At 63.4% G+C, this 16,790-nt stretch carries 12 protein-coding genes; 9 read left to right on the top strand and 3 right to left on the bottom strand.

From position 1 onward, the window contains the following. Positions 1-2: 2 nt before the first annotated feature. Both zwf and gnd read right to left on the bottom strand, forming a co-directional pair. Entirely contained in the window at positions 3-1,505 is a 1,503-nt protein-coding gene (zwf, locus tag H621_RS0103010; protein ID WP_028941930.1) for a glucose-6-phosphate dehydrogenase, read from the bottom strand. Further along, a complete protein-coding gene (gene gnd, locus H621_RS0103005) occupies positions 1,502-2,485 on the bottom strand; it encodes a phosphogluconate dehydrogenase (NAD(+)-dependent, decarboxylating) (protein WP_028941929.1) in 984 nt (327 codons plus the stop codon). Before gnd ends, zwf begins: the two co-directional genes overlap by 4 nt. Before the next feature lie 198 nt (positions 2,486-2,683). On the opposite strand from gnd, the gene H621_RS28695 reads away from it, so the two are divergent. After that, the gene (locus tag H621_RS28695; RefSeq protein ID WP_167332089.1) at positions 2,684-2,851 is read left to right on the top strand and encodes a DUF6026 family protein; all 168 of its coding nucleotides are present in this window, start codon (positions 2,684-2,686) and stop codon (positions 2,849-2,851) included. A 50-nt stretch (positions 2,852-2,901) separates the two neighbouring features. On the opposite strand, the gene H621_RS0102995 is transcribed toward H621_RS28695, so the two are convergent. Further along, on the bottom strand, positions 2,902-3,396 hold the full coding sequence (locus tag H621_RS0102995) for a GNAT family N-acetyltransferase (RefSeq protein ID WP_028941928.1): 495 nt from the start codon (positions 3,394-3,396) through the stop codon (positions 2,902-2,904). A 415-nt stretch (positions 3,397-3,811) separates the two neighbouring features. On the opposite strand from H621_RS0102995, the gene glgA reads away from it, so the two are divergent. From glgA to H621_RS0102955, 8 genes are all read left to right on the top strand, one after another. Beyond that, a complete protein-coding gene (gene glgA, locus H621_RS0102990) occupies positions 3,812-5,368 on the top strand; it encodes a glycogen synthase GlgA (RefSeq protein ID WP_028941927.1) in 1,557 nt (518 codons plus the stop codon). A gap of 37 nt (positions 5,369-5,405) precedes the next feature. Continuing rightward, entirely contained in the window at positions 5,406-7,163 is a 1,758-nt protein-coding gene (gene treZ, locus H621_RS0102985) for a malto-oligosyltrehalose trehalohydrolase (RefSeq protein WP_156905597.1), read from the top strand. Beyond that, positions 7,156-9,225: a 4-alpha-glucanotransferase gene (gene malQ / locus H621_RS0102980; RefSeq protein WP_028941925.1), complete on the top strand. Its 2,070-nt coding sequence runs from the start codon at positions 7,156-7,158 to the stop codon at positions 9,223-9,225. Before treZ ends, malQ begins: the two co-directional genes overlap by 8 nt. Beyond that, positions 9,222-11,990 carry a malto-oligosyltrehalose synthase gene (locus H621_RS0102975; RefSeq protein WP_028941924.1) on the top strand — a complete coding sequence of 923 codons (2,769 nt, stop codon included), beginning with the start codon at positions 9,222-9,224 and terminating at the stop codon, positions 11,988-11,990. The genes malQ and H621_RS0102975 overlap by 4 nt, the downstream gene beginning before the upstream one ends. An 18-nt stretch (positions 11,991-12,008) precedes the next feature. Further along, on the top strand, positions 12,009-12,257 hold the full coding sequence (locus tag H621_RS0102970; RefSeq protein WP_028941923.1) for a DUF2934 domain-containing protein: 249 nt from the start codon (positions 12,009-12,011) through the stop codon (positions 12,255-12,257). 61 nt (positions 12,258-12,318) lie between these two features. Further along, on the top strand, positions 12,319-14,475 hold the full coding sequence (gene glgX, locus H621_RS0102965; protein WP_028941922.1) for a glycogen debranching protein GlgX: 2,157 nt from the start codon (positions 12,319-12,321) through the stop codon (positions 14,473-14,475). A gap of 64 nt (positions 14,476-14,539) precedes the next feature. Further along, positions 14,540-15,334 carry an endonuclease/exonuclease/phosphatase family protein gene (locus tag H621_RS0102960; protein ID WP_051270396.1) on the top strand — a complete coding sequence of 265 codons (795 nt, stop codon included), beginning with the start codon at positions 14,540-14,542 and terminating at the stop codon, positions 15,332-15,334. 304 nt (positions 15,335-15,638) lie between these two features. Next, positions 15,639-16,739 carry an autotransporter domain-containing protein gene (locus tag H621_RS0102955; RefSeq protein ID WP_028941920.1) on the top strand — a complete coding sequence of 367 codons (1,101 nt, stop codon included), beginning with the start codon at positions 15,639-15,641 and terminating at the stop codon, positions 16,737-16,739. Positions 16,740-16,790 lie beyond the last annotated feature (51 nt).

Raw genomic sequence — 16,790 nt, 5'->3', positions numbered from 1 at the left:
CGTTAACCAATGCTGTGCCAGACCCTCCGATCCCGGGCCAGCAACTCGTCAGCCGCGGCCGGGCCGTCTTCACCGGCGGCATAGGGTTGCACCTCGCCGCCCTCCGCCCAGGCATCGAGAAATGGCTGCACCGCACGCCAGCCGTTCTCGATGTTGTCGGCGCGCTGGAACAGTGTCTGGTCGCCTGTCAGGCAGTCGTAGATCAGGGTCTCGTAGCCGGTGGACGGCTGCATTTTGAAGAAATCCTTGTAGGCAAACCCAAGCTCGACGTTCTCCATCGCCAGGGCCGGGCCTGGCCGCTTGGCTTGCAGGTCAAACCACATGCCTTCGTTGGGCTGGATCTGGATCTTCAAATAGTTGGGCTTGAGCTTGTCGACTTCGGTGTCGCGAAACTGTGCATAGGGCGCAGGCTTGAAGCAGATGGCGATCTCGGTATCGCGCACACTCATGCGCTTGCCAGTGCGCAGGTAGAACGGCACCCCCACCCAGCGCCAGTTGTCGATCATCACCTTCAGCGCCACGTAGGTTTCGGTCTGGCTTTGCGGGTCGACCCGCGGTTCCTCGCGGTAGCCGGACAGTTTCTTGCGTCCCAGCTTGCCGGCGGTGTACTGCCCGCGTACCGAGTTCTTCAGGGCCATGTTCTTCGACCAGGGGCGAATGGCGCCGATGACCTTGGCCTTCTCGCTGCGTACTGCATCAGCGCCAAATGCCGCGGGCGGCTCCATGGCAACCATGGCCAACAGTTGGAACAGGTGATTGGGCACCATGTCACGCAGGGCACCGGTATGGTCATAGAAGGCGCCCCGGGTCTCCACCCCGACAGTTTCAGCGGCGGTGATCTGCACATGGTCGATGTAATGGTTGTTCCAGAAGGCCTCGAACAGGCCGTTGGAGAATCGACTGACCAGAATGTTCTGCACCGTCTCCTTGCCCAGGTAATGATCGATGCGGTAGATCTGTTTCTCGCTCATCACCTTGAGCAGGCAGGCGTTGAGCGCCTCGGCGCTGGCCAGGTCCGAACCGAACGGTTTCTCCACTACCACCCGGCGAAAGCCCTCGGTTTCGTCGAGCAGGCCAGCGGCCCCCAGACGCTGCACCACTTCGCCGAAAAAGCGCGGTGAAGTGGCCAGGTAAAACACCGCATTGCCGCTTGGGTTCTTTTCAATCCGCTGGGCGATGGCCTGGTAGGTAGCCTCGTCAAGAAAGTCGCCGGTAAGGTAGCCAATGCGTTTGGCCAAACGGCTCCAACGCTTGTCGTCCAGGCACTTTTCGGCGCCTTCGCTGGTCTTGTCGCGCTCGCGCATGAACGCTTCCAGGCGTTCGGCGAATTCGGCGTCGGTGGCGCTGTTATGGTCCACCCCGACAATGCGCAGGTTTTTGTCCAGTAAGCCATCACGGCTGAGGTTGTAGAGTGCCGGCATCAACAGGCGCTTGACCAGGTCGCCGTTGGCGCCAAACAGGAACAGGGTGCAAGGCGGAGCCGCTTCGATCTGTGGTGTAGTCATTCGGGCTTTTTCTCGACATGGCCACCGAAACCGAAACGCATTGCCGAAAGCATCCGATCGGCGTAGGTGCCCTGCTGCTGACGTGAACGGAAGCGGGCGAACAGCGCACTCGACAGCACCGGCACCGGCACCGCCTGCTCCACGGCGGCATCAATAGTCCAGCGCCCTTCGCCACTGTCGGCCACCGAACCGCTGTAGCCGCCCAATTGCGGGTCTGCCACCAGGGCGTCGGCCGTGAGGTCCAGCAACCAGGAGGTCACCACGCTGCCGCGACGCCACACCTCGGCGATCTCGGCCATGTCCAGGTCAAAGCGCTGTTCGGCCGGCAAGGCATCACTGCCCTTGCTCTTGAGGATGTCGAATCCCTCGGCGTAGGCCTGCATCAGGCCGTACTCGATACCATTGTGGATCATCTTCACATAGTGCCCGGCACCTGCCGGGCCGGCATGGATGTACCCTTGCTCGGCGCGCCCGGCCGGGCCCTGGCGGCCTCGAGTGCGGGGGATGTTGCCGACACCGGGGGCCAGTGTGGCAAACAGCGGGTCGAGGCGATCGAAGACCGCCTTCTCGCCACCGATCATCATGCAGTAGCCACGCTCCAGGCCCCAGACGCCACCCGAGGTGCCCACATCCATGTAATGCAGCTGCCGCTTGCCCAGGTCGCTGGCACGACGGATGTCGTCCTTGTAGAAGGTGTTGCCGCCATCAATGATCACATCGTCGGCGTCCAGCAGGTCGGCCAGTTGCGCGATGGTCTGCTCGGTCGGCTCACCCGCCGGCAGCATCACCCACACCGCGCGCGGCTTGTGCAGCTTGCCCACCAGCGCGCCCAGGTCATGCGCGCCGACAGCACCCTCGGCTGCCAGGGACTCGACGGCCTTGCGGTCGCGGTCATGCACCACCGTCTGGTGGCCGCCGCGCATCAAACGTCTTGCGATATTGCCGCCCATGCGGCCCAGCCCCACGATTCCCAGTTGCATGTGCCGATGCTCCCCTTGAATGAAAACTGCCGGTTCAGGCCTTCAAGGTTAGTCCAGCACCGGCAGACTTGGTTCAGCGACGAACGGCAAGACAGCAAGAAACAAAAAAGTTCCCATGCACTTAAAAAGAATTCAGAATCCCCGACCGACCGAGCAACTACGCTTGTACTCAACAACCAGCCATTTGCGAGGTGTGCAATGGGAACCCTTCTGGCGAAAATGCCGCCCCAGACGCTCTACGTCACCATTACCCGGGAAGAGTTGCGGCGCCTGCGGGAAGAACGCGAGCTGTTGCAACAGCAAGTCGCCACGCTGAGTCGACAGTTGGAACAAGCCAAGTCCGACAGTAAAAATTCTCTCGCCTGATACTCACGGGCAGGCTCTCCCCCACCTGCCCGTTCACTGTTGCCCCAACCCTACAACACCTTGGTCCAGAACTGCATGGCGCCATAGGCCGGGTCGAAGCGGGCATGTTCAAAACCGAAGGTGCGGTAGCTGCCCTGGGCTGCGGGATTGCCTTCGAGCACCTCCAGGGTCAGCTTGCAGCAGCCGCGCTGGCGGGCGATTTCTTCGACCTTGGTCAACATGCGCTGGCTCAACCCTTTGCCGCGATGAGCCGGCACCACCGACACGTCATGAATGTTCACCAGCGGCCGGCAGGCAAAGGTCGAGAACCCTTCAAAGCAGTTCACCAGCCCCGCCGGCTGGCCATCGACAAAGGCCAGCACGCTGAAGGCATGCGGCCGCCGGGCCAGCTCCTCCGGCAGCTGCGCCAGCAGGTGCGGGTCAAGCGCCTGGCCGCCGCCCATGGGGTCCCGGGCATACTGGTCCAGCACCAGGCCGATGGCTTCCGCGTGCATCGGGTTGCTGTAGCTGGCCTGTAAAACCAGAATCTGTTCGGCGGCGTCCATGGTCATCCTTGTCCCTGTAATAAGTGTTGCCCCGGCAAGGCTGGGGAAAGTCGGGCGATTGTACGGTATGACACAGACCGAAAGTAAAGTGACCAGCGGGTCACATTCCCCCACGTATCTCTCCTACACTCAGTAGCGGCCACGAGATTGTTCGGAAAACCAGGCTGAAAAAAGTCGAACTTTCTGAAATCGCAACAGGTCAGCAATTTAGTAGGCCATCGTTTCTGGTCAACCAGGCGCGGCCCACCCACCCCAATCTGTCACCACGCCGCCGGCACGGATCGCCGACTTGCGTAGCGCTTGCGCGCATGACGTCGGGGCATGGATCGCAATGCAACTCCACACATAGAGAGACGCCTTTAGCAGACACACAACAACGGGTGACCACACCCGCAACATAGGGACGGAGAGAAGTATGATCAGTGCCGCTGTCGAGCCTAACGTAGAGCATTTCACCCCGGACAACCGTGAGCCGCTGGCCACGCATTTCAATACGACAGCCAAGGCACCCGACGCCGACTCCCGGCACACGCAAAAACGCAAGGTATTGTTCGTCACCTCTGAAATTGCCGACCTGGTCAAGACCGGTGGCCTGGGCGATGTTTCCGCCGCCCTGCCCCGGGCCATGCGCCACCTGCACGACGTGCGCGTACTGATCCCCGGCTACCCGCAGGTGCTGGAAAGCGAGTACCCGATCCATCTGGTGGGAGAGTTGGGTGGGCACGCGGCGTTGCCGCCCTGCAAGATCGGTCGCATGGACCTGTCCGATGGCCTGGTGATCTATGTCTTGATCTGCCCGGAACTGTACCAGCGCGAAGGCACGCCCTATGGTGCCAACAATGGTCGAGACTGGCCTGACAACCACATCCGTTTTGCCCGTCTGGGCCTGGCCGCCGCCGAGATCGCCGCAGGCGAAGGCATGGTGCACTGGAAGCCGGATCTGGTGCATGCCCATGACTGGCCCGCAGGCCTGGCGCCGGCCTATATGCACTGGCGCGGTCTGCAAACCCCCACCCTGTTCACCATCCACAACCTGGCCTACCAGGGCGTGGTCAGCCGGGCCTGCTGCCCGGAGCTGGCCATCCCCGACCACGCCCTGCAACAGGAGGGCATGGAGTTCTACGGCAAGCTGTCGTTCCTCAAGGCGGGCCTGGCCTACTCCAGCCACATCACCACGGTCAGCGCCACCTACGCCCGGGAAATCACCACCCCGGACTTTGGCTGCGGCCTGGACGGCTTTCTTGGCAGCAAGGCCCAGCAAGGCCTGCTCAGTGGCATTCCCAACGGCATCGACGAAAGCTGGGACTCGGCCAGCGACCCGCACCTGGCCCGCCCGTTCAGCCTCAACGACTGGGAGGGCAAGGCGGTCAACAGCCGCCAGGTCCGTGAACTGTTCGAACTCGAGCCCTCCAGCGGCCCGCTGTTCGCGGTGGTCTCGCGGCTGGTCTACCAGAAGGGCCTGGACCTCACCCTGGGAGTGGCCGACTACATCGTCAGCCGGGGTGGCCAGATCGCGATCATCGGCCGCGGCGAGCCGGAAGAAGAACACGCCATGCGCGAACTGGCGCTGCGCTACCCCGGCCAGATCGGCGTGCGCATCGGCTTCAACGAAACCGATGCCCGGCGCATGTTTGCCGGCAGTGATTTCCTCCTGATGCCGTCGCGCTACGAGCCCTGCGGCCTGAGCCAGATGTACGCCCAGCGTTTCGGCTCGCTGCCGGTGGCGCGCAATACCGGCGGCCTGGCCGACACCATCGACAACGGCGTCACCGGCTTCCTGTTCGACGAATCCACCGTTGAAAGCTACCGCCAGGCCCTGAGCCGGGCCTTCTATGTCTATGGCAAGAAAGACCTGCTCAACGCCATGCGCTGCCTGGCCATGACCCAGCCCTTCAACTGGTGCCAGGCCGTGGAGCCCTATGCGCGGCTGTATGAGGAACTGGTGGAGCGGGCGCGGGTGATGGCGCGTTAAGGACGAGGTGGCAGGTATGCCCTTGAGGTCAGAGCCAATCGCGACCCACGGGGCCGTGATGCTTGATAGTGAAACCGCACGCTTTGCGCTATGGGCACCAGATGCCCACAGCGTAGAGGTGTGCCTGGAGCCGGATGTGCGCCACGCCCTTGAGCGCGGTGCCGACGGTTGGTTCAGCGCACGTCTGCCAGCCATCGCTGGCAGGCGCTACCGCTACTGCATCGACGGCGACCTGCAGGTGGCCGATCCGGCCTCGCGCTTTCAGCCTGAAGGCGTACACGGCCCCAGCCAACTGGTCGACCTTGCCAACTACCCCTGGCAGCACAGCCACTGGAACGGCCGCCCCTGGCCGGAGGCGGTGATCTACGAAGTCCACGTGGGCCTCATGGGCGGCTACGCCCAACTGATCCAGCAACTGCCGCGCCTTGCCGACCTGGGCGTGACCGCTATCGAATTGATGCCCCTGGGCCAGTTTCCCGGGGAGCGAAACTGGGGCTATGACGGCGTGCTGCCCTTTGCCCCACAGCACAGCTACGGCACGCCCGAGCAACTCTGCCATCTGATCGACCAGGCCCACGGCCACGGTTTGATGGTGCTGGTGGATGTGATCTACAACCACTTCGGCCCCGACGGCAATTACTTGAACCGCTACGCATCCGGCTTCTTTCGCCAGGATAAGCACACCCCCTGGGGGGCGGCCATCGATTTTCGCAGCCCGCAAGTGTGCGACTTTTTCATCGAGAACGCCCTGATGTGGCTGCACGTCTATCGCGTCGACGGCCTGCGCCTGGACGCCGTGCATGCCATCGGGCACCCCGAATACTTGCGCGAGCTGAGCCAGCGGGTGCGCCAGTCGCTGGCACCCGAGCGGCAGGTCTGGCTGGTGCTGGAGAACGAGCACAACCAGGCGCACCTGCTTGAACAGGCGTACGACGGCCAATGGAATGATGACGGTCACAACGCCCTGCATGTGTTGCTCACCGGCGAGCACGAAGCCTACTACGCCGACTACCGCCAGGCGACCATCCAGAAACTTGCCCGCTGCCTGAGCCAGGGGTTCGTGTTCCAGGGCGAAGCGGACCGCACCGGTCGCCCGCGCGGCGAGCCCAGCGCGCACCTGCCGCCCTGCGCCTTTGTGCTGTTCCTGCAGAACCACGACCAGGTCGGCAACCGTGCCCTTGGTGAACGCTTGAGGCGGCTGTGTCCGCCCCAGGCCCTGCGCGCCGCCACCACCCTGTTGTTGCTGTCGCCAATGATCCCGCTGCTGTTCATGGGTGAGGAATGGGGCAGCGAGACACCGTTCCTGTTTTTTACCGACCACCACGATGAACTGGCCGACGCCGTGCGCGAAGGGCGACGGGCCGAGTTCGCCGGCTTCACCGCCTACGCCGACCCGTTGCAGCGGGCCGCCATTCCCGACCCCAATGCCCTGGCCACCTACAGCGCTTCGCGCCCCCTGGTGCCAGATACCCCTCAGCAACCCTGGCAGGCGTTTTACCGCCAGCTGTTGCACCTGCGTCACCAGCACATCGTCCCCCACTTGTCCGGCTGCCACGCCGAAGGCGCCGAGGTGATCGGCGACAAGGCACTGAGTGCGCGCTGGCGCCTGGCCGATGGTCGCACCCTGCGCATTGACCTGAACCTGAGCGCAGCACCGGTGCCCTGCATGCTGCCCCAGGTCTCGACTCACGTGTATGCCTGCACGAGCGAGCCGTTGCCCAGCGACCAACTCCCCCCTTTTGCCACCCTGGTCAGCCTGCTGCCCAGCCCATCGCCGGAGCCTGTCCATGACTGACGCACACCTGCAGGAACTGGCAGCCCTTGCCGGGCTTTCTGTGGACTGGATCGACGCCAATGGGCGAGCACAACGGGTCAGCGATGATGCCTTGCGCCAGGTACTGGCTGGGCTTGGCCATCCGGCCGACGACCCCGTAGCCATTGCCGCGAGCCTGGCCGCCCTGAGGACCGCCCACGACGCCCGGCACCTGCCGCCGCTGTTCACCGTCGATGAGCAGCAGGCGCTGGACCTGTCTGCCTACTTTGCCGCCGCCAGCCCCGTTCGCGTGCAGCTTGAAGACGGCAGCGAACAACACCTGCAGCTCGACCCGAACGCCGCCCTGGCGCCGGGACTGCCAGTCGGCTATCACCAGGTGAGCATCGATGAGCGTCACTTTACCCTCGCCGTTGCCCCTACCCGTTGCTTCAGTTTCAGCGATGCATTGCACACGCCAACGCCGCGCTGCTGGGGTATCAGCGCCCAGCTCTACAGCCTGCGCCGCTCCGGTGATGGCGGCTACGGCGATTGCCAGGCACTGGAGCAACTGGCCCGCAGCGCCGCCGAACGGGGTGCCGATGCCCTGGCCATCAGCCCGCTGCACGCGATGTTCGCCAGCGACACTGGGCGCTACAGCCCGTACTCGCCGTCCAGTCGCCTGTTCCTCAACAGCCTGTACGCCAACCCTTCCGTCATATTGGGTGAGCATGTGGTGCGCGTGGCCATCGATACCCTGGGGCTTGAACCGGCCCTTGAGAAGCTCGAAGCACTGCCGCTGATCGACTGGCCCATGGCGGGGGCGGCGCGCTACCAGCTGCTGCAGGTGCTGTTTGATGATTTCATCGACGGCGATCATCCCTTGCGGGCCGATTTCGACAGCTACTGTGCCCAGGCCGGCGATGCCCTGGAACAACATTGCCGGTTTGAAGCGCTGCTGGCGGAGGCTTGCACCCGGGGCCTGAACCCCGACTGGCGGCAATGGCCGAACGCCTGGCATGACCCCCAGAGCCCCGAAGTTGCAGCCTTTGCCCGTGAGCACCGCGAACAGATCCAGTTTCACGCCTTTTGCCAATGGCTGGTCGAACGCAGCCTGCAGCGCGCTCAGGATGCTGCCCGCAGCAACGGCATGGCCATCGGCCTGATCGCCGACCTGGCCGTGGGCGCCGACGGTGCCGGCAGCCAGGCCTGGAGCCGCCAGGACGAGCTGCTGGCCGGGCTCAATGTCGGTGCGCCACCCGACATCCTCAACCGCTCGGGACAGAACTGGGCCATCTGTGCCTTTTCCCCCGAAGGCCTGCGACGCAATGGCTATCGCGCCTTTATCGAGATGCTGCGGGCCAACTTCGCCCATGCCGGGGGCCTGCGCATCGACCACATCATGGGCCTGCAGCGTCTCTGGCTGGTGCCACTGGGCGCCCATGCCCGTGACGGCGCCTACCTCAATTATCCGCTGGACGATCTACTGCGCCTGCTGTGCCTGGAGTCGGTGCGTCACCGCGCCGTTGTCCTGGGTGAAGACCTGGGCACCGTTCCCGCCGGGCTTCGGGAAAAACTCGGGCAGCGCGCCATTCTCGGTATGCGCGTGCTGCAATTCGAGCAGGACCCACCCGGCCACTTCAAACCCATTCTCGACTGGCCGGACAATGCCCTGGCCACCCCCAGCACCCACGACCTGCCGCCACTGGCCGGCTGGCTGCAGGCCCGCGACATCGACTGGAACCAGCGTCTGGGCCTGATCGATGCCATCACCGAACGGCACTGGCGCGAAACCCGTCAACAGGAGCGGCTGGGGCTGCAGCGTACCCTGGAGCACAATTACGGTGCCCTGGCCGACACCGATGGGCTGATCGACGCCTGCGTTCGCTTTCTCGGGCACACCCATGCTCCGTTGGTGTTGCTGCCGCTGGAGGATCTGCTGGGCATCGACGAGCAACCCAACCTGCCCGGCACAGTCGATAGCCACCCCAACTGGCGCCGTCGCTTTGCCCTGCCGGCCAATGCGCTGCTCGACGACGATGATGCCGCACGACGCCTGGAACTGCTCGCCCAGGCCCGCGAGCAGGCCTGGGAGCGCGACCGATGAAACCCTTGAGCGCCACCCTGCGCCTGCAGTTCCATGCCGGCTTCAGCCTCGACGATGCAGTGCCGCTGGTGCCCTACTTTTCCCGCCTTGGCATCAGCCACCTGTATGCCTCCCCGCTGCTCAGTGCCAGGCCGGGCTCGATGCACGGCTACGATGTGGTCGACCCGACCCGGATCAACCCCGAGCTTGGCGGTGAAGCGGCACTGATTCGCCTGGTGGCTGCGCTGCGCCAGCATGGCATGGGACTGATCCTGGATATCGTCTCCAATCACATGGCCGTGGGCAGCGACAACCCCTGGTGGCAAGACCTGCTGACCTGGGGCCGACGCAGCCGTTACGCGACGTTCTTCGATATCCAATGGCACTCCAGCGATCCCTTGCTGGAAGGCCAGTTGCTGTTGCCCTTTCTGGGCAGCGACTATGGCGCGGTGTTGCAGGCAGGTGACCTGAAGCTGCGTTTCGATTCAGCCGGGGGCAGCTTTCATGTACAGCACCATGAGCACCGCTTTCCCATCAGCCCGACCGACTACGGGCAAATTCTTTGCCTGAGCGACAGCACCGAGGTTCAGGCCCTGGGCATGCGCTTTGTCGCCCTGCACAGCGCAATGCAGGCCGCCGACAAGGCGCCAGGTTTGCAGCAGGAGCTGGCGGCGCTGGCCATCGAGTACCCCATCGATCATCTGCTGCCGGCCTTCGACGGCCGCAGCACCGAGGGTTTCGAGCGCCTGCACGGTTTGCTGGAAAGCCAGGCGTACCGCCTGGCCAGCTGGCGCACCGCGGCCGACGACATCAACTGGCGGCGCTTTTTCGACATCAACGAATTGGGCGGTTTGCGGGTCGAACGCAGCGAGGTGTTCGAGGCCACCCACCACATGCTCTTCGAGCTGATCCGCCGCGGCCTGGTCGACGGCCTGCGCATCGACCACATCGACGGCCTGGCCGATCCGCGCGGCTATTGCCGCAAACTGCGCCGACGGGTGGACCGGCTGCTGGCCGAGCGCCCCTTGAGTGCAGCGCTGGACCATTTCCCCATTTATGTCGAAAAAATTCTCGCCGCCAATGAACAGTTGCACAGCGACTGGGGCGTGGATGGCACCACCGGCTACGAGTTCATGAACCAGGTCAGCCTGCTGCAGCATGACCCGACCGGGGAAGCCATATTGGGTGAAGCCTGGAGCGCCCTCAGTGAACGCCCGGGCTTCGCCGAGGAAGTACGCCTGGCCCGCCAGCAGGTGCTCAATGGCAGCCTGGCCGGCGACTTCGAGTCGGTGGCCCAGGCGTTACTGCAGGTGGCCCGTGACGATCTGATGAGTCGCGACCTGACCCTGGGCGCAATACGCAGGGCTCTGCAGGCACTGGTCGAGCACTACCCGGTATACCGCACCTACCTCAACGCCGCTGGCCGTCCCGTCGAGGACGAAGCCTTTTTCCAGCATGCCTTGCAGGGTGCCCGAAAAACCCTGGGCGAAGGCGACTGGCCGGTGCTCGATGCCCTGCAAAACTGGCTGGGAGGCCAGCCCTGGCGCCGCCTGCCCGCCGGGCGCGCACGCAAGCACCTGCGCCATGCCTGCATTCGCTTCCAGCAATTGACCTCGCCAACCGCCGCCAAAGCCGTGGAGGACACCGCCTTTTACCGCTCAGCGCTGCTGCTTTCACGCAATGATGTGGGCTTCGACGCCGAGCGGTTCAGTGCGCCGGTCGAGGACTTCCATCAGGTCTGCCTGCAACGTCAGCACACCTTCCCGCTCAACCTGCTGAGCACCGCCACGCACGACCACAAACGTGGCGAAGACAGCCGCGCGCGCCTGGCAGTACTGAGTGAGCGCAGCGCGTGGCTGGTCAGCCGGGTGGAGCACTGGCGAGAATTGGCAGCGCCCCTGCGCACCGAACTGGCCGACGGCGTGGCCCCTGCCCCCGGTGATGAGTGGCTGCTGTACCAGACGCTGCTGGGCAGTTGGCCGTTGGCCCTGGATGAAAGCGACCCAGTGGCCCTGCGCACCTATGTGCAGCGCTTGCAACAGTGGCAACGCAAGGCGTTGCGCGAAGCCAAGCTGCGCAGCAGCTGGAGCGCCCCGAACGACGTTTATGAACAGGCTTGCCTGGGCTTTGTCGAAGCCCTGCTGCTGGACCCGCAGAACCAGCAACTGCGTCATTCCATTGCCCTGGCCGCACAGTCCATTGCCTGCGCCGGCGCCCTGAACAGCCTCGGCCAGTGCCTGCTGCGCATGACCGCACCGGGGGTGCCGGACGTGTATCAGGGCAATGAATTCTGGGACTTGAGCCTGGTGGACCCGGACAACCGCCGCGCCGTTGATTTTGCCGAACGCCGCCAAGCCCTGGATGAAAGCACCAGCACGGCGCAGCTACTCCAGGATTGGCGCAATGGCCGGGTCAAGCAGGCGCTGATCAGCCAGGTGCTGGAACGTCGCCTGGACTATCCCGAGCTGTTTGCCGAGGGCCGTTACCTGCCGCTGGAGGTGCGCGGCAGACACGCCGAGCGGGTCCTGGCCTTTGCTCGCGTGGGTGACTCGGCGCGGGCGATCGTAATCGTCCCGCGGCTGGCCTGCGCCTTGCTTGCAGATACCCCGATTCCCTTGATCCCGGCGCAGAACTGGGACGACACACACCTGCTGTTGCCATCTGCCTTGTCACCTGCTAACTACACGGGACTTTTTGCCAGCAGCGCAGTCACAACCTCAAAGGAGCTGTTGCTCAGCGCTGTACTCAGGGAGTTCCCGGTCAACGTATTGATTGATCATGCCTAAGCCATCAGGAGCGTCGAGATGAGTGTCGAAGAAAAACGAATCCGCGAATTCGCCTACCAGATCTGGGAGTCCGAAGGTAAACCCGAAGGCCAGGAATCGCGCCACTGGGAGATGGCGCGCAAGCTGGCCGAAGCCGAAGCCCTGGCTCCCAAGGCCACCCCGCGCAAGGTCAAGGCCAAGCCGGGGGCGCCGCTGCAGGTGACGCCCGCCAAGCCGGCGGCAGCTAAAAAGCCGCGCAGTACGACCAAGAAACCGCCTGTTGCTTGATAGCCATCGCGGTGCGACGTTTCGACTTGCCCGCGATGTCCCAATACCAACAAGGAGTCCCATGACCAAGCCCAGACCCACCGACGCCCCCGTCGCCGAACCCTCGCGTATCCGCGAAGGCCTGCCCTTTCCGCTGGGCGCCACCTGGGACGGTCTGGGGGTCAATTTCGCCCTGTTCTCCGCTCATGCCACCAAGGTCGAACTGTGCCTGTTCGACTCAAGTGGTGAAGTTGAGCTCGAACGCATCGAGCTGCCCGAATACACCGACGAAATATTCCACGGCTACCTGCCCGACGCCCACCCGGGGCAGATCTACGGCTACCGGGTCCACGGCCCCTACGAGCCGCAGAACGGCCACCGTTTCAACCCCAACAAGCTGCTGATCGACCCGTATGCCAAGCAATTGATAGGCAGCCTGAAGTGGTCCGAAGCCCTGTTCGGCTACACCATCGGCCACCCCGACGGCGACCTGAGTTTCGATGAGCGCGACAGTGCGCCCTTCGTGCCCAAGTGCAAGGTCATCGACCCCGCCTACACCTGGGGCCGCGACCAACGCGTGGGCATTCCCTGGGAACGCACCATCCTCTATGAAGCCCACGTGCGCGGCATCAGCATGCGTCACCCGGCAGTGCCAGCCGGCAACCGCGGTACCTTTGCCGGGCTGATGTGCGACGAGTTGCTCGGTCATATCAAGCAGTTGGGGGTGTCTTCCATCGAGCTGCTGCCGATCCATGCCTACGTCAATGACCAGCACTTGCTGCAAAAGGGCCTGAACAACTACTGGGGCTACAACAGCATCGCGTTTTTCGCCCCACACCCGCGCTACCTGGCCAACGGCAAGATCGCCGAGTTCAAGGAAATGGTCGCGCACCTGCACGACGCCGGCCTGGAGGTGATTCTGGATGTGGTCTACAACCACACCGCCGAGGGCAACGAGTTGGGCCCGACCCTGTCGATGCGCGGTATCGACAACGCCTCTTACTACCGCCTGATGCCAGACGACAAGCGCTTCTACATCAACGACTCAGGCACCGGCAACACCCTGGACCTGAGCCACCCCTGCGTGCTGCAACTGGTCACCGATTCGCTGCGCTACTGGGCCGGCGAGATGCACGTGGACGGCTTTCGTTTCGACCTGGCCACCATCCTTGGGCGCTATCACGAAGGTTTCGATGAACGCCACAGCTTCCTCGTGGCCTGCCGCCAGGACCCCCTGCTCAGCCAGGTCAAGCTGATCGCCGAACCCTGGGACTGCGGCCCCGGCGGCTACCAGGTGGGCAACTTCGCTCCCGGCTGGGCCGAATGGAATGACCGTTTTCGCGACACAGTACGGGCCTTCTGGAAAGGCGACGAAGGCCAGCTGGCCGACTTTGCCGCACGCATGACCGCCTCTGGCGAGCTGTTCAACCGCCGCGGGCGACGGCCGTATGCCTCGATCAACTTCATCACCGCCCATGACGGTTTCACCCTGCGCGACCTGGTTTCGTACAACGACAAGCACAACGAGGACAACGACGAGAACAACCAGGATGGCAGCAACAACAACCTGTCCTGGAACCACGGCGCCGAGGGGCCGACCGACGACCCCGAGATCAACGCCTTGCGCCTGCGCCAGATGCGCAACTTCTTCGCCACCCTGCTATTGGCCCAGGGCACACCGATGATCGTCGCCGGTGATGAATTCAGCCGCACCCAGCACGGCAACAACAATGCCTACTGCCAGGACAGCGAAATCGGTTGGGTCAACTGGGACCTGGACGATGAAGGCGCGGCACTGCTCAAGTTCGTCAAGCGCCTGACCAAACTGCGCCTGGCTTACCCGGTGCTGCGCCGCTCGCGCTTTCTGGTCGGCGACTACAATGAGGCGATTGGGGTCAAGGATGTCACCTGGCTGGCCCCGGATGGCAGCGAGATGAATGTTGAACAATGGCAGGACAGTCAAGGAAGGACGCTCGGCATGCTGATGGATGGTCGTGCCCAGGTCAGTGGCATCCCGCGACCGGGGGCCGATGCGACCTTGCTGTTGATCGTCAATGCCTACCACGATGCCGTCACCTTTACCTTGCCCCAGGTGCCCGAGGGCGAAAACTGGAACTGCCTGCTCGACACCGACCGGCCACAACTGCGCAAGGGCGAACAGCATGAGTTCGACTCGGCGCTGGAGGTAGCAGGACGGTCACTGGTGCTGCTGGAGTTGCAACGCGAGGACGACTCATGAAGGCCGGGAACTGAACCCGACCGGGGCCAGTCCCATGCAGTAGGCTTGCCGACAAGGAGCAATCGTGAATCTCGAACCGCACCCCACCCTCCTTGCAGATACCCGCCAGGCACCTCCGGTGCAGCGCTTGCGGGTGCTGACCGTCAACACTCACAAGGGCTTTACCGCCTTCAACCGTCGCTTCATCTTGCCGGAACTGCGCGAGGCGGTGCGCAGCACCCAGGCCGATATCGTGTTCCTGCAGGAAGTGCTCGGCAGCCACGACCGTCATGCCGCCCGCTACGCCGGCTGGCCGCAAACGTCGCAGTACGAATTCCTCGCCGACAGCATGTGGAGCGATTTCGCCTATGGGCGCAATGCCGTCTACCCGGACGGCCACCACGGCAACGCCCTGCTGTCCAAGTACCCGATCATCGAACACCGCAACCTCGACGTCTCGATCACCGGCCCCGAGCGCCGTGGCTTGTTGCATTGCGTACTGGATGTACCCGGGCAGCACCAGGTGCACGCCGTGTGCGTACACCTGTCGCTGCTGGAAAGCCACCGGCAAAAGCAGCTGCAGCTGCTGCGCCGACTGCTCGACTCGCTGCCGGTCGATGCACCGGTGATCATTGCCGGTGACTTCAATGACTGGAAGCTACGGGGCAACCGCACGCTGGGGTTGCACCGCGGGTTGCACGAGGCGTTCGAACGTCATCATGGCCTGCTTGCCCGCACGTACCCCGCCCGCCTTCCGTTGCTGCGCCTGGACCGTATCTACCTGCGCAATGCCAACAGTCACGCCCCGCAGATCCTGGGTAACAAACCCTGGAGTCACCTCTCCGACCACCTGCCCCTGGCCGTAGAAGTACACCTTTAGCAATGATTCGGCATAGCCACCACGGCTGAAAGAGCCGTGGCGACTATGAAACGTGAATAATTGTTAATTTTCAGCCAATTGGAGCATCCAATAGCTTGACAACAGATCTATAACGCCTTCTTGACGCCCGCCCGGTCCTCTCCTTAGCTACAAGTAATGCCGCATCCTTATTCCGAGCCTCTAGCTCGCGCCTTTCGGCGCGTGGCAGGAACTGTTTTTTGCTGGTTTGGGTCGCCCTCTGGTTTTGTCTTACAGCCCGTGACATCAGGCCAGGACCTTGGCTGTAATACAGAGGAGATCCGCCATGAAAAAAACTCCGACTCCTACGGGCTTTGAGTATGTTTTCTATGCGGTTTCCACGTCGCTGCTTCTTGCAACCCCGTTGGAAACCCATGCGTTGGGCCTGGAGGATAACGACCCGTTCAACAGCTTCATGCAGAGGCAAACCCAGGTAAAAGGACAAGACCTGCCGCCACCCACGCTGGTACTGGTACCCGTCAGTGCCAGTGGCCTGGGCCTGCACACCTTGAATGCATTTTCCGAACGCATGTCCGAGCACAACTCTCCGGCGGCCAGGGATGCCATTGCCAGCCAGTGGGCGCAGTTCTTCCCGGCACCGATGAAAAATGGCGCACCTGAACCTTCGCGCCTGGACGCGCGCACCCCGACCCTGCAGATCAGCCCGGACCTGTTCGTGCGTGAAACCGGCAGTGGCAATACTCACCGTGCCGGCTTCTTCGTTGGCCACAGTAACCTGCAGAGTGGTTTCGATGGCATGCACAAGCCCCAGGTCGGTGACAAGCAATCCACCGTCAGCCTCGATGGTGAAAGCCTGGGTGTGTACTGGAGCATGACCCACGCCCAGGGCTGGCACCTGGATGCCGTGGCCATGGGTACCCGTTTCGACATCAACGGGCGCAGCGAAACCGGCCAGCGCCTGGATGGCAATGGCCATGCGGTGACCTTGTCGGTTGAAGGCGGCTACCCTATCAGCCTGGGTGAGAACTGGACCATCGAGCCCCAGGCACAGTTGATCAACCAACAGTTCTTTCCTGGCAGCCAGACGCCGGCGGCTACCCAGCAAGCCTTCGATGAGCAACCGAACTGGACCGGCCGGGTCGGGGCCAAATTGTCGGCACGCTATAACCTGCGCGGCATGCCGATCGAACCCTTCCTGCGTACCAACGTCTGGTACGACTTCTCCCATTCCGACACTGTAAGCCTGGACCAGGTCGACAAGATCAGCAGCGGGCGCAACTCGGCCACAGTGGAAGTGGGATTGGGGCTGGTGGCACGGGTGACGCCCAAGGTCGCTCTGTTTGTCAGTGCCGACTACAGCAGCGATGTGGATGACAACGACTTGAATGGCCTGATCGGCAACCTGGGTGTGCGGGTCAGGTGGTAGGGCAGCAACTGTCTTGCACGGGCAAGGTTCTTTAGCCCCCACAGGTAGTGT

This window comes from Pseudomonas vranovensis DSM 16006 (assembly GCF_000425805.1).
Classification (GTDB): Bacteria; Pseudomonadota; Gammaproteobacteria; order Pseudomonadales; family Pseudomonadaceae; genus Aquipseudomonas; species Aquipseudomonas vranovensis.
This window is presented reverse-complemented; position numbering and strand designations above follow the sequence as displayed.

Excerpts from the sequence above, each read along its gene's own strand:
- glgA (WP_028941927.1), top strand. The coding sequence starts at position 3,812 with ATGATCAGTGCCGCTGTCGAGCCTAACGTAGAGCATTTCACCCCGGAC.
- zwf (WP_028941930.1), bottom strand. The coding sequence starts at position 1,505 with ATGACTACACCACAGATCGAAGCGGCTCCGCCTTGCACCCTGTTCCTG.
- H621_RS28695 (WP_167332089.1), top strand. The coding sequence starts at position 2,684 with ATGGGAACCCTTCTGGCGAAAATGCCGCCCCAGACGCTCTACGTCACC.
- H621_RS0102975 (WP_028941924.1), top strand. The coding sequence starts at position 9,222 with ATGAAACCCTTGAGCGCCACCCTGCGCCTGCAGTTCCATGCCGGCTTC.
- gnd (WP_028941929.1), bottom strand. The coding sequence starts at position 2,485 with ATGCAACTGGGAATCGTGGGGCTGGGCCGCATGGGCGGCAATATCGCA.
- H621_RS0102970 (WP_028941923.1), top strand. The coding sequence starts at position 12,009 with ATGAGTGTCGAAGAAAAACGAATCCGCGAATTCGCCTACCAGATCTGG.
- H621_RS0102995 (WP_028941928.1), bottom strand. The coding sequence starts at position 3,396 with ATGGACGCCGCCGAACAGATTCTGGTTTTACAGGCCAGCTACAGCAAC.
- H621_RS0102955 (WP_028941920.1), top strand. The coding sequence starts at position 15,639 with ATGAAAAAAACTCCGACTCCTACGGGCTTTGAGTATGTTTTCTATGCG.
- glgX (WP_028941922.1), top strand. The coding sequence starts at position 12,319 with ATGACCAAGCCCAGACCCACCGACGCCCCCGTCGCCGAACCCTCGCGT.
- malQ (WP_028941925.1), top strand. The coding sequence starts at position 7,156 with ATGACTGACGCACACCTGCAGGAACTGGCAGCCCTTGCCGGGCTTTCT.